Origin of the sequence: Symbiopectobacterium sp. RP (genome assembly GCF_050472005.1) — a bacterium.
Lineage (GTDB): Bacteria > Pseudomonadota > Gammaproteobacteria > Enterobacterales > Enterobacteriaceae > Symbiopectobacterium.
The window spans coordinates 446002-470765 of sequence record NZ_JBGOGS010000002.1; the positions used below are offsets into that span (position 1 = coordinate 446002).

21 protein-coding genes and 8 pseudogenes are annotated in these 24764 nt (G+C 52.8%); 10 read left to right on the forward strand and 19 right to left on the reverse strand.

Annotated elements, in window-relative coordinates; genetic code table 11:
• Positions 1-32: 32 nt before the first annotated feature.
• The 5 genes and pseudogenes from dnaX to ACD630_RS20530 form a co-directional block, all read right to left on the reverse strand.
• Positions 33-2021 carry a DNA polymerase III subunit gamma/tau gene (dnaX, locus tag ACD630_RS20510; RefSeq protein WP_430360474.1) on the reverse strand — a complete coding sequence of 663 codons (1989 nt, stop codon included), beginning with the start codon at positions 2019-2021 and terminating at the stop codon, positions 33-35.
• A gap of 112 nt (positions 2022-2133) precedes the next feature.
• Complete coding sequence (apt, locus tag ACD630_RS20515) at positions 2134-2685, reverse strand: adenine phosphoribosyltransferase (protein ID WP_430361220.1); 552 nt, start codon at positions 2683-2685, stop codon at positions 2134-2136.
• A gap of 157 nt (positions 2686-2842) precedes the next feature.
• Positions 2843-3211, reverse strand: a pseudogene (locus ACD630_RS20520) (DUF454 family protein).
• 49 nt (positions 3212-3260) lie between these two features.
• Positions 3261-3434 (reverse strand): hypothetical protein, encoded by a 174-nt coding sequence (locus ACD630_RS20525; protein ID WP_430360475.1) that lies wholly within the window; start codon positions 3432-3434, stop codon positions 3261-3263.
• 27 nt (positions 3435-3461) lie between these two features.
• Positions 3462-4379, reverse strand: a complete 918-nt coding sequence (locus tag ACD630_RS20530; protein WP_430360476.1) for a hypothetical protein — start codon at positions 4377-4379, stop codon at positions 3462-3464.
• A 91-nt stretch (positions 4380-4470) separates the two neighbouring features.
• On the opposite strand from ACD630_RS20530, the pseudogene ACD630_RS20535 reads away from it, so the two are divergent.
• The 6 genes and pseudogenes from ACD630_RS20535 (at position 4471) to nrdG (ending at position 11085) form a co-directional block, all read left to right on the forward strand.
• Positions 4471-5569, forward strand: a pseudogene (locus ACD630_RS20535) (IS110 family transposase).
• Positions 5570-5931: 362 nt separating this feature from the next.
• Complete coding sequence (pyrB, locus tag ACD630_RS20540) at positions 5932-6867, forward strand: aspartate carbamoyltransferase (RefSeq protein WP_430360477.1); 936 nt, start codon at positions 5932-5934, stop codon at positions 6865-6867.
• 14 nt (positions 6868-6881) lie between these two features.
• Positions 6882-7346, forward strand: coding sequence for an aspartate carbamoyltransferase regulatory subunit (pyrI, locus tag ACD630_RS20545; protein ID WP_195314358.1), 465 nt, complete (start codon positions 6882-6884; stop codon positions 7344-7346).
• Positions 7347-7489: 143 nt separating this feature from the next.
• Complete coding sequence (gene ridA, locus ACD630_RS20550; RefSeq protein ID WP_430360478.1) at positions 7490-7876, forward strand: 2-iminobutanoate/2-iminopropanoate deaminase; 387 nt, start codon at positions 7490-7492, stop codon at positions 7874-7876.
• Positions 7877-8347: 471 nt separating this feature from the next.
• Entirely contained in the window at positions 8348-10486 is a 2139-nt protein-coding gene (gene nrdD, locus ACD630_RS20555; RefSeq protein ID WP_430360479.1) for an anaerobic ribonucleoside-triphosphate reductase, read from the forward strand.
• A gap of 134 nt (positions 10487-10620) precedes the next feature.
• On the forward strand, positions 10621-11085 hold the full coding sequence (gene nrdG, locus ACD630_RS20560) for an anaerobic ribonucleoside-triphosphate reductase-activating protein (RefSeq protein WP_222159266.1): 465 nt from the start codon (positions 10621-10623) through the stop codon (positions 11083-11085).
• An 11-nt stretch (positions 11086-11096) separates the two neighbouring features.
• Here the strand turns inward: nrdG and ACD630_RS20565 are convergent.
• Positions 11097-11859: pseudogene (locus tag ACD630_RS20565) on the reverse strand (hypothetical protein).
• A 28-nt stretch (positions 11860-11887) separates the two neighbouring features.
• Complete coding sequence (locus ACD630_RS20570; RefSeq protein WP_430360480.1) at positions 11888-12337, reverse strand: YhbP family protein; 450 nt, start codon at positions 12335-12337, stop codon at positions 11888-11890.
• 234 nt (positions 12338-12571) lie between these two features.
• Here ACD630_RS20570 and ACD630_RS20575 point away from each other — a divergent pair, with 234 nt between their 5' ends.
• Positions 12572-12703, forward strand: a complete 132-nt coding sequence (locus ACD630_RS20575; protein ID WP_430360481.1) for a hypothetical protein — start codon at positions 12572-12574, stop codon at positions 12701-12703.
• Positions 12704-12894: 191 nt separating this feature from the next.
• Here ACD630_RS20575 and exbD read toward each other — a convergent pair whose 3' ends face one another.
• From exbD to ACD630_RS20590, 3 genes and pseudogenes are all read right to left on the reverse strand, one after another.
• Positions 12895-13317 carry a TonB system transport protein ExbD gene (gene exbD, locus ACD630_RS20580; protein WP_430360482.1) on the reverse strand — a complete coding sequence of 141 codons (423 nt, stop codon included), beginning with the start codon at positions 13315-13317 and terminating at the stop codon, positions 12895-12897.
• A gap of 3 nt (positions 13318-13320) precedes the next feature.
• Entirely contained in the window at positions 13321-14040 is a 720-nt protein-coding gene (gene exbB / locus ACD630_RS20585) for a tol-pal system-associated acyl-CoA thioesterase (protein ID WP_430361221.1), read from the reverse strand.
• Positions 14041-14535: 495 nt separating this feature from the next.
• Positions 14536-15300, reverse strand: a pseudogene (locus tag ACD630_RS20590) (IS630 family transposase); the annotation flags it as partial.
• A gap of 31 nt (positions 15301-15331) precedes the next feature.
• Between ACD630_RS20590 and ACD630_RS20595 the strand changes: the two are divergent.
• Positions 15332-15622, forward strand: a pseudogene (locus ACD630_RS20595) (ABC transporter permease); the annotation flags it as partial.
• A 63-nt stretch (positions 15623-15685) separates the two neighbouring features.
• Here the strand turns inward: ACD630_RS20595 and panD are convergent.
• The 9 genes and pseudogenes from panD to ACD630_RS20640 form a co-directional block, all read right to left on the reverse strand.
• A complete protein-coding gene (gene panD / locus ACD630_RS20600; protein WP_430360483.1) occupies positions 15686-16051 on the reverse strand; it encodes an aspartate 1-decarboxylase in 366 nt (121 codons plus the stop codon).
• 34 nt (positions 16052-16085) lie between these two features.
• Positions 16086-16940 (reverse strand): pantoate--beta-alanine ligase, encoded by an 855-nt coding sequence (gene panC, locus ACD630_RS20605; RefSeq protein WP_430360484.1) that lies wholly within the window; start codon positions 16938-16940, stop codon positions 16086-16088.
• A gap of 59 nt (positions 16941-16999) precedes the next feature.
• Positions 17000-17794 (reverse strand): 3-methyl-2-oxobutanoate hydroxymethyltransferase, encoded by a 795-nt coding sequence (gene panB, locus ACD630_RS20610; RefSeq protein WP_430360485.1) that lies wholly within the window; start codon positions 17792-17794, stop codon positions 17000-17002.
• 98 nt (positions 17795-17892) lie between these two features.
• Positions 17893-18384, reverse strand: a complete 492-nt coding sequence (folK, locus tag ACD630_RS20615; RefSeq protein WP_430360486.1) for a 2-amino-4-hydroxy-6-hydroxymethyldihydropteridine diphosphokinase — start codon at positions 18382-18384, stop codon at positions 17893-17895.
• Entirely contained in the window at positions 18381-19784 is a 1404-nt protein-coding gene (gene pcnB / locus ACD630_RS20620; RefSeq protein WP_430361222.1) for a polynucleotide adenylyltransferase PcnB, read from the reverse strand. Before pcnB ends, folK begins: the two co-directional genes overlap by 4 nt.
• 61 nt (positions 19785-19845) lie before the next feature.
• Positions 19846-20751 (reverse strand): tRNA glutamyl-Q(34) synthetase GluQRS, encoded by a 906-nt coding sequence (gluQRS, locus tag ACD630_RS20625; protein WP_430360487.1) that lies wholly within the window; start codon positions 20749-20751, stop codon positions 19846-19848.
• A gap of 226 nt (positions 20752-20977) precedes the next feature.
• Positions 20978-21433, reverse strand: coding sequence for an RNA polymerase-binding protein DksA (dksA, locus tag ACD630_RS20630; RefSeq protein ID WP_196905643.1), 456 nt, complete (start codon positions 21431-21433; stop codon positions 20978-20980).
• A 180-nt stretch (positions 21434-21613) separates the two neighbouring features.
• Positions 21614-22204 (reverse strand): annotated as a pseudogene (sfsA, locus tag ACD630_RS20635) (DNA/RNA nuclease SfsA); the annotation flags it as partial.
• A 140-nt stretch (positions 22205-22344) separates the two neighbouring features.
• Positions 22345-23053, reverse strand: a pseudogene (locus ACD630_RS20640) (IS256 family transposase); the annotation flags it as partial.
• Between the two features lie 134 nt (positions 23054-23187).
• On the opposite strand from ACD630_RS20640, the gene ACD630_RS20645 reads away from it, so the two are divergent.
• A complete protein-coding gene (locus tag ACD630_RS20645; protein ID WP_430360488.1) occupies positions 23188-24009 on the forward strand; it encodes an IS630 family transposase in 822 nt (273 codons plus the stop codon).
• Between the two features lie 21 nt (positions 24010-24030).
• A pseudogene (locus ACD630_RS20650) lies at positions 24031-24717 on the forward strand (ATP-dependent helicase C-terminal domain-containing protein); the annotation flags it as partial.
• Positions 24718-24764 lie beyond the last annotated feature (47 nt).

Genomic DNA, 24764 nt, shown 5'->3' on the forward strand with positions numbered 1-24764 from the left:
TCTCTATTGCATGGCTGCAAGAATTGCAGCGTTTAAACAGGGCGGATACTCTCTTCGTCCAGTTCCGCATCAAAGAAACGCAGCAGCGTTTGAATCGTTTTGTCGGTCATCAGAGACTCGCGCACCTGCGCCAGTTTCTCTTCATAAATCGTCTGACGCCACTCCAGCGGTGTTAACGTACTGGGATCGTCATCCTCTACCACCACCAAGGCGATAGGCTTTCCATAATGTGCTGCCAATGCATCCATCAGCGTTTTTTGTGCCGACGGTGAATTCAAGTGACGCTGCGATGAACGTAAATGCAGCGTCACGGTTTCGTTATCCGTGTCGACTTTAAACGCGTTAAGCGCCAGCTGCTGAACCAGTTTCGGTAGCGGTAAACGTTGAACCTCTGCCGCCCAAGCATCGCGCGCTTGCGCTTCTTCCGTCAATTTAGCCGCTAATTCCGGCGTTTTCTCGTACTCCAGTACCGTGCGCAACGCTTTAGGCGTGGCGGTGGTTTCTGCCACAGTGGTCTGCTGTTGCTGCGCGCACCAGCGGTACGCCTCAGGCTTTTTCTGCGCCTCACCGTTCTTGTCAGCCGTCTGACGCTGCTGACTGCGTTCCGTCACCGAGGCTAGGCGTTCCAGCGCCGATACCGCCGTGCCCGGCCGAGCGCCTTCCTGCGCTGCCGGCTCAGACTTTTTTGGTGGCGGCGTACCCTGTCGCTGCAATAACTGGCTGCGCGCCTGCAACAGCTGCGAAGTAGTGTCAGGCAGCGGCGCGGCCTGTGCAACAGGCTCCTCTGGCACCGCTATCGGCGATGACGGCGCGGCGACAGGAGATGACGGTGCACCAGGCGTCCTTGCCTGGCGCGCTGGCGCAATGTGCGCCTGGGGTGAGGAGGCTGGCGCACTTACCACCACTGGCACGGTTGCCACAGGGGCAATCACAGCCTGCGGGTGAAACGCCAACGCTCTGAGCAGCGTCATTTCAACGCCCATACGCCGGTCTGGCGCATAGGATAATTCTTTTCGTCCGACCAGCAACGTTTGATAGTAGAGCTGCACATCGGCAGGTGGTACGGTGCGGGCCAGATCGCGCAAGCGCGACGCAATGGGGGAATCTTCCGGCCCGAGCGCCGTGTGCAGCAGCTGCACCATCGCAATACGATGCAATAGCGTCAACATCTCAACTAACAGCGCTTCCCACTCAACGCCACGCGACGCCGCCTGTTGAAGCAACGCCATAGTCTGTTCGCCGTTGGCATTGACAATAGCTTCAATTAGCGCCAGCGGCTGTTCATCATCCAGCGTGCCCAGCATGCGCGCGACCGCATCGGTCAACACCGCGCCCTGCCCCATGGCAATCGCCTGATCGGTCAGGCTCAGCGCATCACGCAGGCTGCCCTCTGCCGCACGCGCCAGCAGTTGCAAGGCGCGCGGTTCGGTCGCAATCGCTTCAGCTTGCAGCACTTGCTCAAGGTGGTGACGAATTTGCTCCACATCCAGCGCTTTGAGATGAAATTGCAGGCAGCGAGAAAGGATAGTGGCCGGCAACTTCTGCGGATCGGTGGTCGCCAGCAGGAATTTAACGTGTTCGGGGGGCTCTTCCAGCGTTTTTAACAGCGCATTGAAGCTGTGGCGGGAAAGCATGTGCACTTCATCGATCAGGTAGACTTTGAATCGACCACGCGCAGGGGCATACTGCACGTTATCCAGCAGTTCGCGGGTGTCTTCTACCTTGGTGCGCGAGGCGGCATCAATCTCGATCAGGTCAACAAAACGCCCTTGCTCAATTTCCCGGCAATTCGCGCACTGTCCACAAGGCGTGGCGGTAATGCCACTCTCACAGTTCAGTCCTTTCGCCAACAGGCGAGCGATACTGGTTTTCCCCACGCCACGGGTGCCGGAAAACAGATAGGCGTGGTGAACCCGCCCCATAGAGAGACCATTGGCCAATGCGGTCAGAACATGTTCTTGACCAACGACATCAGCGAAAGATTGAGGACGCCACTTACGGGCCAGTACCTGATAGCTCATCAATACCGCAACGGTTGTGTGATTGAGGAGGCCATGCTAACACAGCCTCGCCGGACACGGCGAGGCTGTTTATCAGGATAGCCAACATATTTACGACGGAAAAAAGGCAGGATCAATGGCCCGGGAAATTCATCAGACTGTAGCAGTTGATACCGAGATTATTCAAACGCTGCTCGCCGCCTAGATCGAACAGATTAATGATAAATGCCGCATCGGCGACGTCTCCGCCCAAACGGCGAATCAGCTTAACCGTGGCCTCAATGGTACCGCCGGTAGCCAGCAGATCGTCGATGACTAACACCTTGTCGCCAGCGCTGATGGCATCGGTGTGAATTTCCAGGCTGTCAGTGCCGTACTCCAACTCATAGCTTTCTGAAATCGTCGGGCGCGGCAGTTTGCCTGGTTTACGCACTGGCACAAAACCCACCCCCAACGCCAGTGCCACCGGTGCACCGAACAAAAAACCGCGCGCTTCCGTGCCCACCACTTTTGTTACGCCAGTGTCATGAAAACGGTTTACCAGCATCTCGATACTGGTCGCATACGCAACGGGCGCTTCCAGCAGACTCGTGACATCACGGAACAAGATCCCCGGTTTGGGATAATCGGGAATGCTTTTAATGCTGTTTTTGATTAATTCTGACTGCTGCGCGGTTACGCTCATCATCTTTTGCCTGATAGTACGCTTTAAAAATCTTACCCATGACCGCTGCTGCCCCTTTCCGCTCATCGATACTGAGAGATAACCGGAGGCAAACGGCACACGAAAACGCCCAAATCTAGTCAAACTGACGATCAAATGCAACAGCCTGCGATGGGTTTTATTGTCGCGGATCAACAACTGGCAGGCGCAACATAAAGGTTAGCAAGACCGCCATTATCGTTAACAGCAGCACTCTGACCCATACCATGTCCACCAGCCACAGCGAAATGGCGAAGGTCAGCACGATCATCACCACCGCTTTGCCTTTTGCTCCCGGCGGCAATGCCCGATGATCCTGCCAGTGCCGCAAATAGAGGCCAAACCAGGAACGGTAGAGCAGCTAGGCATGAAAACGCGGTGAGGAACGGGCAAAGCACCATGCAGCCAGCAGCAGGAACGGGGTAGTCGGCAACAGCGGCAACACAACGCCTAGCGTCGCCAACACAACCGCTAACCATCCCAACACCACCAACCCAATACGATACATCACTGCTCATCCTCTTCACGTTACGCGCTAACACTCTAGGCTGTGTCCCTTAATTGCGTAACCGGCGGTAAAACAAGCGGATGCAGCCCAGTTTCACCATTGCTAAATATAGCCAAGCGACTTCCGCGCTGGTGATCTCGTTGCTAACGTTTGTGAGCAGCGTCCAGCGTCCGATAAATTTACCGTAAGTATAGCTAAACGACTTAAAAATGATTACAGCCAATGCCCTGATATGTGGCAAAAAATACAGCTAATTGTTATCAAAATAATGTCGCTTGGCTATATCGGTAAGGCGAACCACAACTAATCTGAGTGTCAGAGCTACGCCTAGCTGAACTTTCACTCGCCGTCCGGTGTTCTTGTCTTTCCGCTTCGCTTTTGCTGTTCGCGTTATGATCACGGATGTTTCCCCGATCTCCATATTGGCTTTTTTCCCTTTCCAGCCAACCTGTCTGTTTGCGATAAATGACAGATCGTCTGCAAGTTCACCAATTTTACGGGTGTCACCGCCCCACTCGGCCCGATGCCCTTCCTTTCCCCGGATAAGCCAACATATTCCCTGGGAGCTTAATGTGCGCATATGCCCGATAGAGTCACCTTCACGGTCAATGAGATGAACTAACTTCTTCCCGGTATCAAGAGACTCAACGCGGGCGATATCAGCCGTCAAAGCATCCATATGAGTCAGACTCTCAGACAAGCCCTCGGTTAGCGTTGAACGACAACCCGCCCTATCGGTTAGAGTTTGAGACAGGGGCGCTATTGGTAAACCATTTGCAGCATCAAGCAGTAGGCGGGTTTGTAGTTCATAACCGACGTCGCCACCATGCGTCATTTTCAAACGTTCTTCTTTCCCATTGTGGGTACGAAACTGTAAATGAGACCAGTCGTGAACGACGGGAGCGTATGGATGCGGGCTAAGTGCAACCTGCCGGAGAGCCAGCGAAATAATCGGTTCATTGAGCTGACTGAAGCTAATACGTTCATTATTAAAAAAACGCCAAACGGCTTGAGTAGTGGCGAATGTTGTTTTCTGCGCGCAGGCAAGGTCTTTAACGGCTGACGCCAATGGTGCTGGGGGAGTCATGTGTTGGTTAACCAGACGCTGATAACGCCGGTTAAGGCGGGCATCAATCCCGCCGATGGATAAGTTGAGATCATGCAGCAACGTAATAGCAGATATTGCAAAAGATGTGTAGATACCTATGCCCTGTGAGCGGTACGCTAACAGGGTGTTTTTCTTTCTGAAGGGGATCATCATGCAAAATGTTACGCTTATTGGTATCGATCTCGGTAAACATTCCTTCCACGTTCACTGTCAGAACGAAAAAGGTCATGCGCTGCTGCGTAAAAAGTTTTCCCGCACTCAGCTGATTCATTTTCTTGCATCCTGCAAGGCGGCGACCGTGGTGATGGAGTCCTGCGGCGGTGCACACTTCATGGCTCGCCGAGTCGCTGATTTAGGCCATGAGGCAAAGTTGATTTCCCCACAGTTCGTTCGCCCCTTTGTTAAGAGTAACAAGAACGATTTTGTTGATGCAGAAGCTATAGCCAAGCGACATTATTTTGATAACAATTAGCTGTATTTTTTTGCCACATATCAGGGCATTGGCTGTAATCATTTTTAAGTCGGTTGGCTATATCTGCGAAACAGCTTCCCGGCCCTCCATGCGCTTTGTAAAACCCCGCACGGAAGACCAGCAGGCAATGGCTGCCCTACATCGGGTCCATGGCTCACTGATACGGCAACGCGTTAAAACTACCAACCAGATGCACGCTTTTTTACTGGAGTTCGGTGTCAGTCTGCCTCGCGGTATTGCCGTGATACGGCGTCTGGCCGCGGTGCTGGAAGAAAATGACTTTCCACCTTATCTGGCAAGGGTTCTGAGCAGACTTCACAGCCAGTATATTTACCTCAACGGGGAAATTGATGAAATCGATAAGGAACTGAAAACCCACCTTGCGGAGGATGAAACTGCCCAACGCCTGCTGACCATTCCCGGCGTCGGGCCGATAACAGCGAGCCTGTTAGCCACACCCCTGGGGGATGGTAAAAATCATGCCAGCAGCCGTGATTTTGCGGCTTCGACAGGGCTGGTTCCCCGCCAGTACAGCACGGGTGGGAAGACGACACTGATGGGCATCAGCAAGCGGGGTGACAAGAATCTGCGACGGCGGCTGGTGCAATGTGCGCGGGTGTTTATGCAGCGGCTGGAACACAACCCAGGGCGTCTGGCAGAGTGGGTTACAAAGCAGCTTGTCAGCCATCACTCGAATGTGGTGGCGTGTGCGCTGGCGAACAAACTTGCGCGGATAGCCTGGGCGGTGACAGTCCATCAGGCGGCGTTCAGCAAATAAAAGAGCCACCGAAAAAAATCGCTGGCTCAGTGAGTTAACAGATTACTTTCTGGTTTTGCGACGACAGATAATTGATGACATGAACGGCATATCGGCCTGCTGATGAACCTGACATAAAAAATGGCTCTATGAAGCCGAGGGCTTCTTAAGGTTCTGCAGGTGCGGAACTCATCGTGGCGCGGGCATTAATGGCCACCAGACGCCGAATAGACTTACGCAAGCCCATCATAAATCAAAATCTGTGTTGCAAAAACGGGGGTGACCATAGATTTTTTTGCCTGTCATACCGGGCGAACCTCGCCTGCTGACTGGCCTAGCGAGAGAAAAATGTTTCAGAGCTAACCGTTGGGAGAAAAGCAAACATGGTCAATCCACTTTATCAAAAACACATCATCTCAATTAACGACCTAACCCGTGAAGATTTGGAGTTGGCCTTGCAGGTGGCCGCCAGCCTGAAGGCCAGACCGCAGCCAGAGTTGTTAAAACATAAAGTGATCGCCAGCTGTTTCTTTGAGGCCTCGACGCGCACCCGGCTCTCTTTTGAAACCGCGATGCACCGTCTGGGCGCTTCCGTGGTCGGTTTTGCTGACAGTAACAACACATCGCTCGGCAAGAAGGGCGAGACGCTGGCAGATACCATTTCGGTTATCGGCCACTATGTGGATGCCATCGTGATGCGCCACCCGCAGGAAGGCGCTGCGCGTCTTGCCACCGAGTTCTCCGGCGGCATTCCGGTACTCAACGCAGGAGACGGTGCTAACCAGCATCCGACGCAAACCCTGCTCGACCTGTTCACCATTCAGGAAACCCAGGGACGCTTGAATAACATCAATATCGCCATGGTTGGTGACCTGAAATATGGCCGTACCGTGCACTCTCTGACGCAGGCGCTTGCGAAATTCGACGGTAACCGCTTCTACTTTATCGCTCCCGACGCACTGGCGATGCCGGATTACATTCTGGCGATGCTGGAAGAGAAAAACATCACCTATAGCCTGCACACCAGCATTGAAGAGGTGGTGTCGGAGCTGGATATTCTGTACATGACGCGCGTACAGAAAGAGCGGTTGGCCCCATCCGAGTACATCAGTATCAAATCACTGTTTGTGCTGCGCGCGGCCGATCTGAACGCTGCCCGCGACAACCTGAAAGTGCTGCATCCGCTGCCGCGTGTGGATGAAATAACGACGGATGTCGACAGCACGCCTTACGCCTATTACTTCCAACAGGCAGGCAACGGCATCTTTGCACGTCAGGCACTGCTGGCGCTGGTATTAAATCGCGAACTGGTTCTGTGAGAGGGGAAAGCATCATGACTCAGGATAACAAATTACAGGTTGAAGCCATCAAACGCGGCACCGTTATCGACCATATCCCAGCGCAGGTTGGCTTCAAGCTGCTGACGCTGTTCAAACTGACCGCCACCGACCAGCGCATCACCATCGGGCTGAACCTGCCTTCCAATCATCTGGGACGCAAGGATCTGATCAAGATAGAGAACATCTTCCTGACAGAACAGCAGGCTAACCAGTTGGCGATTTACGCCCCGCAGGCCACCGTTAACCAGATTGATGACTACGCGGTGGTACGCAAGCTGGTGCCCAGCCTGCCGGAACGTATTGATGGCGTGCTAACTTGCCCGAACAGTAACTGTATCAGCCGCAGTGAACCAGTCACCTCGTCGTTCAGCGTCAAGCAACGCGATGGCGATGCGCACCTTAAGTGCAAATACTGCGAGAAAGAGTTTGAACGTCAGGCCGTGCTGGCTGACCGCTAATCCGTTGTGCGACGTGTGCAGGGTCATCAATGCCATTGCCTGCGCCGCGCTTTTCTGAATAATGGTAAGTTGTATCCCGCCCGGCGCAGGCCCGGCGGGAATTGTCCCTTCGAAAATAGCCACGTCGAAATCTAGGAGAAGCCATGTCACGTAGCATCAGCACGGAACACGCCCCAGCCGCTATCGGCCCTTATGTACAAGGTGTCGATCTTGGCAGCATGATCATCACTTCCGGTCAGATCCCAGTAAACCCGAAAAGCGGCCTGATTGCCGAGGACATCGTCGCACAAACGCGTCAGTCTCTTGAAAACGTGCAGGCCATTGTGGAAGCGGCGGGCCTGAAAGTCGCTGACCTCGTGAAAACCACGGTATTTGTGAAAGACCTGCAAGACTTTGCCACCGTTAACGCGACTTACGAAGCCTTCTTTACTCAGCATCAAGCACCGTTTCCGGCGCGCTCCTGTGTGGAAGTGGCGCGTCTGCCAAAAGATGTGAAGATCGAAATCGAAGCCATCGCGGTACGCCGCTAAGCGCACTCGGGGCGATACCCTCGCCCCGTCAGACTGATGACAAAGCGCGTTGTTAGGTGAAGTGCGGCGATGGGGTCGTAGCGGCGTAAGCCGCCGGAGCGCCCCTCGTCGTGATTCACCGAGAAACACGGACACACCCAGCAATATTATTGCCTCGCTTATTGTTATTTCCCTACGTTTATTATGCTTTTTTGTTCGTAATTTGCCTTATGGCGCAGAGATAAAAAACTACTAATCAAATCAATACATTATTTTTATTTTGTACAACGCCATTGCACACCCTTTCTACGTTGCTCGAAATTCTTTGTTCTAGGTCAATAAATTGCGAATTTCTTTTCACCAAAAACTACATATAGTGTCTATCATGAATACAGGCACTATATGTAGTGCTTATCCACAATATCATCCACACCCCCCCGCAGCCCTTGTCCGCTGCGGATTCCGCTTGTGGACAACTCTGAGGAACGAACGTTGAAACCAGTAGTGATTAAACGGGACGGTTGCCAGGTGCCTTTTGATGAGATGCTCATCAAGCAGGCGGTCGAACGTGCTGCGCATGCAGCAGGAGTTGATGATACAGATTACTGTGCAACCGTGGCCTGTGCAGTCGCTCAACAAATGCAAGGGAAAGCACGTGTGGATATCAGTGATATCCAGAACGCCGTTGAAAACCTGCTAATGTCTGGCCAGTATAAGCAGCTTGCACGTACCTACATTGAGTACCGTCACGATCGTGGTGTCGCCCGCGAACAACGCGGCTGTTTGAATCAGGAAATTCGTGGTCTGGTTGAACAGAGCAACATGGCCCTGCTCAACGAGAACGCCAACAAAGACAGTAAAGTAATCCCTACCCAGCGCGACCTGCTGGCCGGTATCGTTGCCAAACACTACGCCAAGCAACATATCCTGCCGCGCGACGTGGTGCTTGCTCATGAACGCGGTGAAATTCACTACCACGATCTGGACTACTCCCCGTTCTTCCCGATGTTCAACTGTATGCTGATCGACCTTGAAGGCATGTTGACCAAGGGGTTCAAGATGGGTAACGCGGAGATTGAGCCACCAAAATCCATCTCAACCGCGACAGCAGTGACGGCCCAAATCATCGCTCAGGTGGCAAGCCACATCTACGGCGGCACCACCATTAACCGTATCGATGAAATTCTGGCACCGTTCGTCACCGCCAGCCATAAAAAGCACCGGGAAACTGCTGATGAGTGGCACATTCCCGATGCGGACGCCTATGCACTGTCTCGTACCGAAAAAGAGTGCTACGACGCCTTCCAGTCGCTGGAATATGAAGTAAATACGCTGCACACCGCCAATGGTCAGACACCGTTTGTCACCTTTGGTTTCGGTCTCGGCACCAATTGGGAATCGCGCCTGATTCAGCAATCCATCCTGCGCAACCGCATTGCTGGTCTGGGCAAAAACCGTAAAACCGCGGTGTTCCCCAAACTGGTGTTCGCTATCCGCGACGGTGTCAATCACAAGGCTGCCGATCCGAACTATGACATCAAGCAGCTGGCACTGGATTGCGCCAGCAAGCGGATGTACCCGGATATCCTCAATTACGATCAGGTGGTTAAGGTTACCGGCTCGTTTAAGACGCCTATGGGCTGCCGCAGTTTCCTTGGCGTGTATGAGGAAGAGGGTAAGCAGATCCACGATGGTCGCAACAACCTCGGGGTAATCAGCCTCAACCTGCCGCGCATCGCGCTGGAAGCGGAACATAACGAAGAGCGTTTCTGGAACCTGTTGGATAATCGTCTGCAACTGGCGAAAAAAGCGTTGATGACGCGCATCGCACGTTTGGAAAACATCAAAGCCCGTGTCGCTCCAATCCTGTATATGGAAGGTGCCTGTGGTGTGCGCCTGAAAGCGGACGACAACGTTGCTGAGATCTTCAAAAACGGTCGGGCATCGATCTCATTGGGCTATATTGGGGTTCATGAGACCATTAACGCGCTATTTGGCAACCAGACACACGTGTTCGACAATGAGCAACTGCGTGAAAAGGCGGTCGCCATCGTCGCACGCCTGAAAGCCGCGACCGATCAGTGGAAAGAAGAAACCGGCTACGGTTTCAGCCTTTACAGTACGCCGAGTGAAAACCTGTGTGACCGTTTTTGCCGTATCGACACCGCTGAATTCGGCGTGGTACCAGGCGTGACCGATAAAGGTTACTACACCAACAGCTTCCACTTGGACGTGGAGAAGAAGGTGAATCCTTACCAGAAAATCGACTTTGAACAGCCCTACCCACCGCTGGCAAACGGAGGCTTCATTTGCTACGGCGAGTATCCGAACCTGCAACATAACCTTAAAGCGCTGGAAGACGTCTGGGATTACAGTTATAGCCGTGTGCCCTATTACGGCACCAATACGCCGATCGATGAGTGCTATGAGTGTGGCTTCACCGGTGAGTTTGAGTGCACCAGCAAAGGCTTCACCTGCCCGAAATGTGGCAATGACGACTCCGCACGCGTATCTGTGACGCGTCGGGTATGTGGCTATCTGGGCAGCCCGGATGCACGTCCGTTTAACGCCGGGAAGCAGGAAGAGGTCAAACGTCGGATCAAGCACCTCGGCAATGGTCAACTGGGCTAAACAGCCCGCGCCGTGCCTGATGGTCGCAAGGATGCGACCAGCTTTGCACGTTTATCGGCGTCAACAGACGCCGGATATCTCTGCTTCGTAAACCATTACTCAGAAAACCATTATCCAGCAAACAATGCCATACCATGAATTATCATCAGTACTACCCGGTTGACGTGGTCAACGGGCCCGGCACGCGCTGTACGCTGTTTGTTTCCGGCTGCGTGCATCAATGTCCAGGTTGCTACAATAAAAGCACTTGGCGGCTCAATTCCGGCCAGCCTTTTACTCAGGCACTGGAAGACCAGATTATTGCCGATTTGCAGGATACGCAGATTCCGCGCCAAGGCTTGACGCTCTCCGGTGGCGATCCGCTCCATCCGCAAAACGTACCGGATGTGCTACGTTTGGTGGAACGCATTCATGCCGAATGCCCCGGAAAAGACATCTGGATGTGGACAGGCTACCTGCTCGCTGAGCTTACGCCCGCACAACAACAGGTTGTGGCACTTATCAACGTACTGGTAGACGGTAAATTTGTACAGGATCTCAAAGATCCTGCGTTAATCTGGCGCGGCAGCAGCAATCAGGTTGTCCATCGTTTGCGATGACAGCCGCAGACTTAACCGTGTAGCTCCGGCGCAAGCGGCGGGTTGCCCCAAGCGCGTAGTTCCTCGGCCTCGAGCACCGTTACACCGGCTTTTGGTTCGGGTGAAAAGGCGTGATTCATCAGTGCACGGGCCACGGCTTTTCCTTCAATCGCTCGCCATTTAGCAGGCATCCACTTGAGCAGCGGTGCGGAAAAGTGCTCCAGCGGCCATCGCGTTGTCCGTTCGCCCAACAGCAGTGAAGGGCGTACCAGTGTCAAATGTCGCCAGCCTTGCTGGCGCAACGCCACCTCCATCTCACCTTTGATACGTGAATAGAAAAACGGTGACGTAGCACTGGCACTCATCGCACTCACCGTGAGCAGGTGTGTAGCGCCCAGCGCCTTGACCCGCGCGGCACTGTCGAGCACCAGCGTATAATCCACAAAGCGAAACGCTTGCTTGCTGTCCGCCAGCTTGCGCGTGGTCCCTAGGCAGGAAAACACAATATCGATGATCGGTTCATGCAATTGCGCCAGCGCAACACGCACGTCCTCATGACAAGGATTGACCAGTTTATCCTGAGCGGGCAGTGGCCTGCGCGTAGGCGCATAGATATAGCTAAGCGACATTATTTTGATAACAATTAGCTGTATTTTTTTGCGACATATCAGGGCATTGGCTGTAATCATTTTTAAGTCGGTTGGCTATAACCTCTACCCTGCTATTGGCTTGCAGCAGCTTCAGCAATTCCTGCCCAATCAATCCTGTCGCGCCTAGCAGCAATACTCGACTCATGGCTCCTCCTGTTGCCAGATGCATTCAGTTATCCGTCGTTTTCCTCATCGCGGTGCCAATGGCGTTTGGTACCAAAACCCAGCGTATTGTCCGTCATCTTCAGGGTATCGATCCGCAAGCGCCAAACGGGTGAGGTCGTCCCCCGGGCGATAGGAAAACGCTGCGTGTAGCGCTCGCGGGCCGAAACCGCCTCTTCACCTTGTAGCAGTAATGCCTGACCGCTGAACTGCACGCCTTTGATCAGCATAACGGTTTTAGGTTGGCCGGCAATCGTCCCGGCAATCGCCGGATAACGCAGCATCATTTCACCATGGCGCGTTGAGGTTTCTGTCATGATGTAGAAAGCGACCTCATTTTCGTCATAAGTATAGAAGCAGCTCGCACACCATAATTCCGAATCTCTCCCTACGCATAGCGTCAACACATGCAGCTTTTTCATATAGCGGGAAATAATCGACAGCTCATTTCCTTTGCTCATCAGGCCTCTCCTAGTGCTATGACACGCATGACACACCCGCGCACGTTAAAACAAAAATCAGAATATTACGCATTACCGATTCCACCGCTATATACCCTGTGCTGTGTGTGATTGCACGGTAACACCTTATCGTAGTTCGATAAGTTACTCGTAAGCTCTCATAATGCGTCATGGCGGTGAAAAATCAACCTGTTGTAATCATTACGCCGTGCTGTATAGCCAACCGACTTAAAAATGATTACAGCCAATGCCCTGATATGTCGCAAAAAAATACAGCTAATTGTTATCAAAATAATGTCGCTTGGCTATAATGCAAACAGGCAGCGTCACCGCTGCCGAAAGCGCAGGCCATGTCTTCATGGGTAAAAAGCTAGTGTGGAATCGGGAATGACGGATGCGCGTTGCTGACGGCACACTTTACACGATGTGTTGGGGAGAGAGTTTGACGTTGATGGGGTTATAGGGGGACACCGTAGGCAAAGGGGCAATATACGCGTTTTACCTGAACACACAGTATGACAGGCTGTCCCGCCAGAAGCGCGGGACGGTACAGGCACTTATTTACCCGCTGATTCCATACCCACCAATCCGACCTTCAGATAGCCCGCCTTGCGCAAGGTATCCATAACACGCATCATGGTTTCGTAATCGACGGTTTTATCTGCTTGGAAGAAAATGGTGGTCTCTCTGTTGGCACCCGTTTGCTCATCCAGCAGGTTGGTAAGTCCTGTCTCACTCACGGCAATATCACCCACATACAGCTGTTTGTCCGCCTTCACCGTCAAATACACCGGCTTTTCGGGACGAGGTTGCGGCACCGCCGTGGATGCCGGCAAGTCGACACGAATATCGACAGTCGTCAGCGGCGCTGCCACCATAAAGATGATCAGCAGCACCAGCATCACGTCAATGAACGGCGTGACGTTGATGTCATGCATCTCGCTGTCACCGCTCGTATCATCGTGCAAATGCATCGCCATAACTTAACCCACCCGCAGTTTTTGATTAGCCGTAGTCAAACGGTTACCGTTACTCGCAGCCACATCCAAATCGCGGCTCACCAGCAAAAGCACCTGTGCCGCCACATCACCCATCAGCGCTTTATAGCTGCCAATTCCGCGAGCGAACACGTTGTAAATCACCACCGCCGGGATAGCAGCGACCAAACCAATCGCAGTGGCCAACAGCGCCTCGGCGATCCCCGGCGCGACGACGGCCAGATTGGTGGTTTGCGTTTGAGCAATACCGATAAAGCTGTTCATGATACCCCAGACCGTCCCGAACAGCCCAACAAAGGGGGCCACCGCCCCAACCGTTGCCAAATAGCCGTTACCGCGCCCCATTTGGCGACCGACAGCGGCCACACGACGCTCCAGACGGAAGGCGGTACGCTCTTTGATGCCATTATTGTCATCAGAACGGGTGGAAAGGGTTAATTCATTTTGCGCATCGACCAGTAATATCGCCGCTGTGCTATCGGCTTTAAAGGCCTCAACGATATCTGCCGCATCATCTAAGGTGCGCGCCTGCTCCAACGCCGCATATTCACGACGCAGGCGAAGTTTTGCACCCACCAGTTCGACGCTTTTACCGAAAAAGATCGCCCAGCTAACCACAGAGGCCAGCAGCAAACCGATCATGACGGATTTCACCACCAGATCCGCATGCTGATACATGCCCCAAACGGAAAGATCGGTTTTCATAATGTTGCCTGCACTGCCTTGCGGCAGAGCCAACGGCGATGCAGGCACCGCGGCAGCATCAGCGACGGTAGGGTCAGTCGCCGCAGGCGTCGATGCCGCAGCAGCTTCTTGTGCAGGTGCACTGGCGGCAGCGGTGTTGGCAATAGGTGTAGAAGCAGGTGCTGCGAACGCATTTCCACTTAGTCCTGCTGATGTGACCAGCCCCGCCGTTAAAACCAGAGCCATCAACATGCTACGGGAAAATGCGCTGAACGCGCCGCGTTGTGTAAGCCAGGCGGGCAATGCCTGGGAAGAAATATGACCGACAGCCGTTTTCACGCTGTGCCTCCACCTATACCAATGAATAGTACAACACCAATGAGCAGTGCAACGAATCGACGGGAAATGATAGCAAACTGAGCACGAATTGGTAGTATAGCCAAGCGACTTAATTTTGATTACACCATGTGGACTGAGAACAAAATCTCTGTATCGCAACCACTCTCTCTTTTTTTTGCTTTTTGCTTGTGCCCATTTATGCTCAATGGGGTTAAGATCTGGCCAATATGTAGGCAAATACTCCACCATATACCCTGCATCGATGATGACTTGTTGAATATTATGTTTTTTGTGAAAAGTTGCATTGTCCATCACGATTACCCTGCTTTTAGGGAGTACTGGGATAAGGACTTGTGTGACCCAGGAATAGAAAACATCGCTGTTAATATTGATATCAAATAATCCGATAGCAAACAGCGTTGTGCCTAATAAAGCGCCGATAACATTTGTTCTTCCTTTGGCTCCCCCGTTCTTCAGGCCAAAACACCGTTGACCTTTTGGGGAATAGCCGTGAGTCCGTGGGGTATCGTGTGGAAAACCACTTTCATCAATAAAAACAATAGGCTTACCTTCTTTTTCATACTGTTGTATTTTTTGTTGAAATGCTTGCCGGGCGCTTTCGTCGGCTTTCGGATGACGTAGAGTTTTTTTATAGGTCAATCCCAGCTTTTTAAGAGCTTGCCAAATGGCCTTCTGACAAACGCCAAAACGCTCTGCACGTTCTTTTTGGTAAGCATCTGGATATGGTTCAACATCTTTTATCAACTCGGATTTATCGCTCTTTCGCTGACGCGTGGTCGATGCTTTTGACGCTATTTGATTAATCCAACGCGATACAGAGGCAGGGCCAATCCGAAATTGCTTCGCTGTTTCCCGGATACTCAACCCTTCTTCTTCCCGTGTAGATATCACTTTACGTCTAAAATCAATTGAATAGCTCATTTAAATAATGTAATCAAAATTAAGTCGTTTAGCTATATTTGCCAAAACCTTTGATGACATCAGCCTTATCCCGACGTTTGTGCTGACGCCGTTAACCTACCTTGGCGGCGTGTTTTATTCGCTGACGCTGCTGCCGCCATTCTGGCAAGCGGTGTCCAAGCTCAATCCCGTGGTGTACATGATAAGCGGTTTCCGCTACTGCTTTCTCGGCATTCAGGATGTACCGCTAGCTTTCACCATGGCGGTGTTGCTGGTGTTTATTCTGGTGTTTTACGTGCTGGCGTGGTGGCTGATCGAACGCGGGCGCGGCCTGCGAAGTTGAGAGAAAAACGGGGCCATTATGGCACCGTTGCTTTTAGGCGACCTGAACCGGAATCGCCTTCGCCTAGCGCAACATCACGTTATCACCGGAGAAGTTATCACCGGAGAAATAGGCGACTTTCGGGTGATACGTGCGCGCTTCTTCGTCTGACATCTGTACATAGGAGCAGATGATCAGTTTGTCGCCGACGCAGGCGCAGCGTGCCGCCGCCCCATTGACAGAAATAATGCGTGATCCTCTTTCTGCCGCAATGGCATAGGTAGAGAAACGCGCCCCGTTATCCACGTTGTAGATATCGATGGCTTCGTATTCCAGAATGCCCGCTGCATCCATGAAATCCTGATCGATGGCGCAAGAACCTTCATAGTGGAGATCTGCTTGGGTGACTTTTACCCGGTGCAGCTTACCTTGTAGCATGGTGCGTATCACTGTCGGTTACCTCGGTTAATGTCTGTCATGCCAGTCAATCGAACAGAGCGACCTGCTGATTATCAATCAAGCGGGCCTTACCCAGCCAAGCTGCCATCAATACCACCGCGCGCGTGCTGGCCACAGTCAGTTCTTGCAGCGTATCCGCATCGCGAATGTAGAGCTCATCGGGCGTGAACCCGGCTTCGCGTAACGCTTCTGCGGCACTGGTTACTATTTCCTCAAGCTGGCGATCGCCGTTGCTGAGTTTATCTACCATCTGATCCATGATGCGTTTTAGCGCGGGCGCAGACTGGCGCTCTTCCGGGCTAAGATAACCATTGCGCGAGCTGAGTGCCAGCCCGTCCGGTGCACGGACAATCGGCACTCCGACGATATCAATGTCGTAGCCCATGTCGCGCACCATTTGGCGAATCAGCGCTAACTGCTGGTAATCCTTTTCACCAAAGCAGGCGATATCGGGTTGTACCATGTTAAACAACTTGCTGACAATGGTTGCCACACCGCGAAAATGGCCCGGACGGCTGGCGCCTTCCAGCATGGCAGACAACCCCGGCACCTCGACAAACGTTTGCTGGCCCAGTCCATGCGGATAGACTGTCTCTGGTGACGGTGCAAATACCAGATCCACGTTACAGCGGGTTAACTTTTCGCAATCCTCTTGCAAGGTGCGTGGATAACGTTTCAGATCATCGGGTTTATCAAACTGCATCGGGTTGACGAAAATGGAGACGATAACAATATCGGCGCGTGCCCGCGCCTCGTCTACCAGCGTCATGTGTCCGTCATGCAGATTGCCCATGGTAGGCACCAATGCAATGCGTTTCCCCTCTTGACGCCAGCGGCGAATCTCACGGCGTAATAGCAAAGGGGTTTCAAGAATCAACACGGTCTTGCTCCTTTGTACTCATCATTTTTATCAATACTTGCTGTGGTAAAGGGTTTAGCTTAACGGAACGAATGTTCCTCGGCAGGGTAAAGTCCCTGCTCAACTTCCTGCACATAAAGACGCGCGGCGGCGGGGATGTCGGCGCTATGTGCTAAAAAGTTTTTAGCAAATTTGGGTGTGTTCTCGCCGGTGATGCCGAACGCATCGTGCATCACCAGAATTTGGCCATCGGTGACGTTACCTGCGCCAATGCCGATAACCGGGATCGACAATGCCTCGGTGACACGCTGTGCCAGCGGAACCGGCACGCACTCCAGCACCAGCAGTTGGGCTCCCGCAGCCTCCAACGCTAACGCATCATCCAGTAATTGCGTCACCGCAGCCTCATCGCGTCCCTGAGCTTTGTAGCCACCGAAAATATTCACCGATTGCGGCGTCAATCCCAGATGGCCGCACACGGGTACCGCGCGCTCGGTCAGCATTTTCACCGTGGGGGTAAGCCATTGGTCGCCTTCCAGTTTAACCATGTTGGCACCGGCGCGCATCACTTCCGCCGCATTCGTAAACGTTTGCTCTGGCGTGGTATAAGCCATAAACGGCAGGTCAGCAAGCAGCAGGCACAGCGGGGCACCGCGCCGTACACAGCGGGTGTGATAGGCAATGTCACTGACGGTCACTGGCAGCGTGGAATCATGGCCTTGTAACGTCATGCCCAGCGAATCCCCCACCAGCATCACGCGAATGCCATTGTCGTAGAATAAGCGGGCAAAACTGGCGTCATAGGCGGTAATGGTCGCGAATTTACGCTTATCCTGCTTACACTTGCGTAGGTAGGTTAGGGTTGTCGGTTTCATTGGCAGCCTCCCAGAATCGAAAAAGTCAGGAGAGCATCTTAAAGGAAGCTTGCCTTAAGGCATAGCCGTTGAAGGGGGGAAATGCGACTTGGGTGATATCAGCCTTGCTCCTCCCACAGCGTCATGCCATTGCGTGGCACGGCGGACAGGCGCAATGCCAGTGCTTCACCGTCAGGAAAGTGCAAATCCGGGGCGATATCGGCCAGCGGATACAGTATGAATTCCCGGTTTTTCATGTCGTAGTGAGGAACGGTTAAACGCGCGGTGTGCAGGGTTTCATTGCCATACAGCAGAATATCCAGATCCAGCGTGCGCGGCCCCCAGCGGTGCGCTTTGCGCTCGCGGCCATGCTGCTGTTCAATGGCTTGGGTGTGGTCGAGCAGAATTTCCGGCGCGAGCATGGTGTCCAATGCCACCACCGCATTGAGATAATCGGGTTGATCTTGTGGGCCCAATGGACGGCTGCGATAAAACGGTGAGCAGCACTGCACGCGGGTGTGCGGCAGGTTGTCCAGCGCGGCCAGCGCGGAGTTAACCTGTTGTAGTGGATGCGCCAGGTTGCTACCCAGCGCCAGATAAACGCGTGTCACGAGGTTCTTTCTCTGCGCGGCGCACTCGGCTTACGGCGTCGAGAGTGGCGATGTGGCGTAGGGTCATCATCCAGCGTGCTGAGCATGGCTTGCTGGCGCGGCAGCGTGGCGACTTGGAATTCACCCCACCATTGAGAGAGACGTTGCAGCTCTGGCTGACGCTCAATTTCGGCACGCAGGCACAACAAATCGTAGGCAGCGCGGAATTTCGGATGCTCCATCAGCTTGTAGGCGCGTTTGCCCTGACGCCGTGACAGGCGCAACTGCAGCTGCCAGATATCACGCACTAACGAGGTGGTACGTTTGGGAATGGCAAGAGAACGGCACTGTTCGTCCAAAATGTCGTTCATGGCAAGGGCGAAGGAGTCGAAGTAGGTTAATCCACTCTCCTGTGCCAGTTTCTGTGCATGCTCGATCAACGGGTACCACAGCATGGCGGCAAACAGAAACGCCGGATTAACGCGCATGTCATTTTGCAACCTCTGGTCGGTATTCTTTAACACCAGCTCCACCATTTTTTCCAAATGGCTATCGCTGTTAGGCGTGAAGTGGCGGCTGATCAGCGGGAACAGTGGCTGAAACAGTTGGTATTCGCACAGCAAACGGTACGTCGGGTAACCGTAGCCAGCTTGCAACAGCTTCAGAGATTCCTCAAACAGGCGTGCGGCGGGGATATCGTGCAGCAATGTCGCCAGACGTGGAATCGGCTCGGCGGTTTCCGGGCTGATGGTCATGTTCAGTTTGGCGGCGAAGCGCACGGCGCGCAGCATGCGTACCGGATCTTCCCGATAGCGGGTTTCGGGATCGCCAATCAACCGGATCACGCCCTGACGCAGATCGTTTAATCCGCCGGTGTAATCACGCACGCTGAAATCGGCGACGCTGTAATAGAGGCTGTTAATGGAAAAATCGCGGCGTTGCGCATCTTCTTCAATGCTGCCAAAAATATTATCGCGTAACAGCATGCCGTTCTGTGCCTGCTGCGAAGTGGTTTTTAGCTGCTGCTCCTGATGTTGCTCGTGATGGCCGCGAAAGGTCGCGACTTCGATCACTTCAGGGCCAAACATCACGTGAGCGAGGCGGAAACGGCGGCCAACCAAGCGGCAATTGCGAAATAGTTTACGTACCTGCTCCGGCGTCGCATTGGTGGTGATATCAAAATCTTTTGGCTTTTTCCCTAGCAGCAGATCTCTTACGCCGCCGCCAACCAGATAAGCTTCATAGCCCGATTTGTTCAGGCGATAGAGTACCTTCAGCGCATTTTCGCTGATATCACTGTGCGAAAGGTTATGCTGGTCGCACGGAATCACGGCCATAGCCTGACGCACGGGCTCCGCGGTGGCCACGTCATTGTCGCGGCTGAGTACCTTGCGACAGAAATTAGCGACTCGGGTAAAGATGGTACACCTCGATAGTGATGAAAAAATAACGGTACAACAAAAAATAGCGGCTAATCATAGCTCACCGCGCCACCTTTGAGAATGCCGATGTTGCCTCAGCCACCCCGATTAACGGAATTGATGCGAGCGACCAATGGCTAATGGCCCATTGTAAAAGGCGCGGCAACGCCATGTCCTGCCACTGCTCCGGCACCGGCTGATTAAGAAAGCGCAGCGCGCTTAACAGTACCGGGCGCGGATCGCCATCCGGTAGCGCTGGTGTGTGGTTCTGCTTGGAAAGCTTATTTCCCTGCGCGTTGAGCGCTAGCGGTAAATGGATGTAATCCGGTACCGGATAACCTAGCTGTTGATAGAGCGCGATCTGCCGGACGGTGGGGGCGATCAGGTCTGCGCCGCGCACGATTTCCGTTACCCCTTGATCGTGGTCATCCACCACAACGGCAAGATTATAGGCGAATAATCCATCGCGGCGGTGAATGATAAAATCTTCCTGTGCCAGCGCCGGATCGGCATATAGCTCTCCACGCAACCTGTCGTGAAAGTGCAACACCGGGTTGTCTTGGCGCAAACGAAGGGCGGCGTGAGTAGGGCCCAGTTGGCGCGTACGGCAATGGCCATCATACTGCCCGCCCAGTGAATGAATGCGTTGGCGCGTGCAATCGCAGTAGTAGCACTGGTGGCGCGCTTTCAGTGTGGCCAGCACGTCCAGATAACGCGCATGCCGTTGGGACTGATAAAGCACTGGGCCATCCCACAGCAAACCGTAGTGTTCCAGCTGTGAAAGAATGCGGCTTGCCGCGCCGGCCACTTCGCGCGGCGGATCGATGTCTTCAATGCGCACCAGCCATCGGCCACGATGGGCGCGTGCCTGTAGGTAGCTGCCTAATGCTGCGATCAGGGAACCAAAATGAAGATCGCCGGAAGGCGATGGGGCAAAACGGCCGGTATAACGATGGTTGTCAGGCATACGGGTGAACAATGCCTGCACGTCACTCCCGCATTCGGTGCATAGGTATCTACACAAGCCTAAAAACTCCTTTAAAAACAGTTAGTTACTATTTCATGCTGTTTTTAATAACTTCCTAATTTATAAGCCATTTTTAGACTTGTGTAGATACCTATGCATTCGGTGCCGGGAGATGACGCTACGGCAAAAACGTAAAGCGGAACAGCTTTTCCGCCCTACTGTGGGATTATCCCGCCATCTGTTTCTCGCGGATTTCCGCCAGCGTTTTGCAGTCAATGCATAAATCGGCGGTAGGACGTGCTTCCAAGCGACGGATACCAATTTCAACACCACAAGAATCACAGTAGCCGAAGTCCTCGTCTTCGATTTTCTGTAGTGTTTTGGAAATCTTTTTGATCAACTTTCGTTCCCGATCGCGGTTACGCAGTTCCAGACTGAACTCCTCTTCCTGTGCGGCGCGATCGACCGGATCCGGGAAGTTGGCTGCTTCATCGCGCATATGGGAAACAGTGCGATCCACTTCATCCCTGAGTTGATTGCGCCATGCTTCAAGAATACGCTTGAAATGAGCCAATTGGGCGTCGTTCATGTACTCTTCGCCCGGCTTTTCCTGGTAGGGCTCCACTCCGGCAATTGCGAGAATGCTCAGAGAAGATGTCTTACGGTTTTGCTCTTCTTGCATGTTGCTTCTCCTACATAACACGACACGCACTATCGATCCCTAAGGGGGGAGAAAAACAGGCCGCTATAAATAGCAGATGGAACTGGGGTTGGCAATAATTCCTGTCACAGGCCTGATAAGGTGCCAGGAACCTCGTCGTCACATCCGATAATAAACAACAGGTAAAGGCACCTACCGTCTTTATCGCGTTACGGTTAACGGCAACGGGTACGTGAGCGTAATACCGTCAGGGCATAATGTGGTGGCATAGCAAAAAATTTCAACCCCCTTTTGCCGTGCTTCGCAAAATAATTCTGCATAACGGGCATCGATGTGCTGTGCAGGCGCAACTTCGGCGATGCCAGAGTGCAGCACCGCGAAAAACAGCACTGCATGTTCGCCGTTTTCAGCCACCTGCATCAATTCGCGCAGGTGTTTTTGCCCGCGCTGCGTCACGGCATCGGGAAAAAATCCCTAGTGAGGCGACATATACAACGGCGTTTGTTGCAATAATGTAACTGACTTCACCTCAATATATCAGTTAATCTGCCCCGGTGCCTGTAATAGCAGGTCAATGCGGCTGTTCTCCGTGCCGTATTTCACTTCGGGGGTGATTTGGCGGTAGCCGGCCAACTCAGGAATGCGTTGCGTCAGCAGCGCTTCATACACCAGATGATTGGCGCGCAGCGTATTGACACAAATCCAATGCCCCTGCGCGGTTTCTGTAAGTTCCCAGCTGTGCGCGTATTTACGCTTGAGGTTATCTGAGGTGGAGTACCACACTGTATAGCCAAGCGACTTAATTTTGATTACACCATATGGACTGAGAACAAAATCTCTGTATCGCAACCACTCTCTCTTTTTTTGCTTTTTGCTTGTGCCCATTTATGCTCAATTGGAGCCTGTTTAAGATTTTGTGTAAATGCCTTTCCTCAGAAGTGACCGTCAAGGCGGTCACCGAACTCGATAATAAAGCGACTCATTGCCATACGCCAGTCCTGTAAGGGCATCGTCCATTTCTGTGATGCCGCCTGGATTGCCAGCCATACGACCTTCTTCACCGAGTCATCAGTCGGGAACACCTTGCGTTTCTTGATTACATGCCGGATAGCGGTGATCCCATGTCCCACCGAACGTCTCCAGCGCCTGAAGCGCGGCCTCTTCGGTTGGAGCCTGATACACTGCTTTGAGGTCGCGTGTTACCGCCTTATCGTCCTTCCAGGCAACGAAGCGCAGACTGTTGCGCGCCATGTGCACGATGCACAACTGGATGCGGGCTTCCGGGTAGACCGTGTTGATGCCATCCGGGAACCCTTTCAGGCCGTCCACACAGCCAATGAGGATGTCGGTCAGGCCACGGTTTTTCAGTTCTGTCAGCACGTTCAGCCAGAACTTTGCGCCTTCATTTTCGGCCAGCCACATCCCCAGTAGCTCTTTCTGGCCTTCGATATTGATACCCAGCGCCAGGAACACAGACTTATTGATAACGCGGCTGTCCTGCCGGACTTTCAGAACGATACAGTCAAGGTAAACAATGGGATAAACCGCATCCAGGGGGCGATTTTGCCATTCAACAACCTGCTCCATAACGGCATCGGTGACCTTCGATACCAGGGCGGGTGAGACATCCGCGTCATATAGTCAACCGACTTAAAAATGATTACAGCCAATGCCCTGATATGTGGCAAAAAAATACAGCTAATTGTTATCAAAATAATGTCGCTTGGCTATATAGCTAAATAGCTAAACGACTTAATTTTGATTATATTATTTAAATGAGCTATTCAATTGATTTTAGACGTAAAGTGATATCTACACGGGAAGAAGAAGGGTTGAGTATCCGGGAAACAGCGAAGCAATTTCGGATTGGCCCTGCCTCTGTATCGCGTTGGATTAATCAAATAGCGTCAAAAGCATCGACCACGCGTCAGCGAAAGAGCGATAAATCCGAGTTGATAAAAGATGTTGAACCATATCCAGATGCTTACCAAAAAGAACGTGCAGAGCGTTTTGGCGTTTGTCAGAAGGCCATTTGGCAAGCTCTTAAAAAGCTGGGATTGACCTATAAAAAAACTCTACGTCATCCGAAAGCCGACAGAAGCGCCCGGCAAGCATTTCAACAAAAAATACAACAGTATGAAAAAGAAGGTAAACCTATTGTTTTTATTGATGAAAGTGGTTTTCCAGATGATACCCCACGGACTCACGGCTATTCCCCAAAAGGTCAACGGTGTTTTGGGCTGAAGAACGGGGGAGCCAAGGGAAGAACAAATGTTATCGGCGCGTTATTAGGCACAACGCTGTTTGCTATCGGATTATTTGATATCAATATTAACAGCGATGTTTTCTATTCCTGGGTCACACAAGTCCTTATCCCAGTACTCCCTAAAAACAGGGTAATCGTGATGGACAATGCAACTTTTCACAAAAAACATAATATTCAACAAGTCATCATCGATGCAGGGTATATGGTGGAGTATTTGCCTACATATTCGCCAGATCTTAACCCCATTGAGCATAAATGGGCACAAGCAAAAAGCAAAAAAAGAGAGAGTGGTTGCGATACAGAGATTTTGTTCTCAGTCCATATGGTGTAATCAAAATTAAGTCGCTTGGCTATATCAGAACAGAACATCGTGCACTGAGATGAAGAAAAAGGTACCCTGCGCGCCAGTCGACGTGAGTGCATTGGCTGCCTGACGTTGCGTTACCAGCCGCTGAATAAACCCTCTGATGAGGCGATGCAGCAGGCGCTGCTCAACTGGGTGCGCGAGCAGGGTCTGGCTGCGCTCAACTTGCAAAACGACGCGGAACAGCTGCGGATACGCGTGGCTTGCGCGCAGCGTTGGCTTGCCGAGGGCGACTGGCCCGCCGTGGACGATGAGGCTCTGCTGGCAAAGTTGGATACTTGGTTGTTGCCGTCGCTGCACGGCGTGCGCGATGTGCGTACACTGCGACAGCGGCTGGAAAGCGCGCTGCCGCGCCATTACACCGCACCGGGCGGCAGCCATCTGCCGTTGCGCTATCATTACGATCAGCCGCCGGCGCTCGCGGTGCGTATGCAGGAGATGTTTGGTGAGCGGCAGAACCCCACAGTGGCAGAAGGGCGCGTTGCCGTGGTGTTGGAACTGCTCTCTCCGGCGCATCGACCTTTGCAGATCACGCGCAATCTGGCCGCCTTCTGGCAAGGCGCATACCGTGAGGTGCAAAAAGAGATGAAAGGGCGTTATCCCAAACACGTATGGCCGGACGATCCTGCCAATACTGCGCCGACGCGGCGCACGAAGAAATACCAGACTCCCTGATACGTTATTGCAACGTATTTCAGACGGTTCTGCTTTTCTGAAACCGG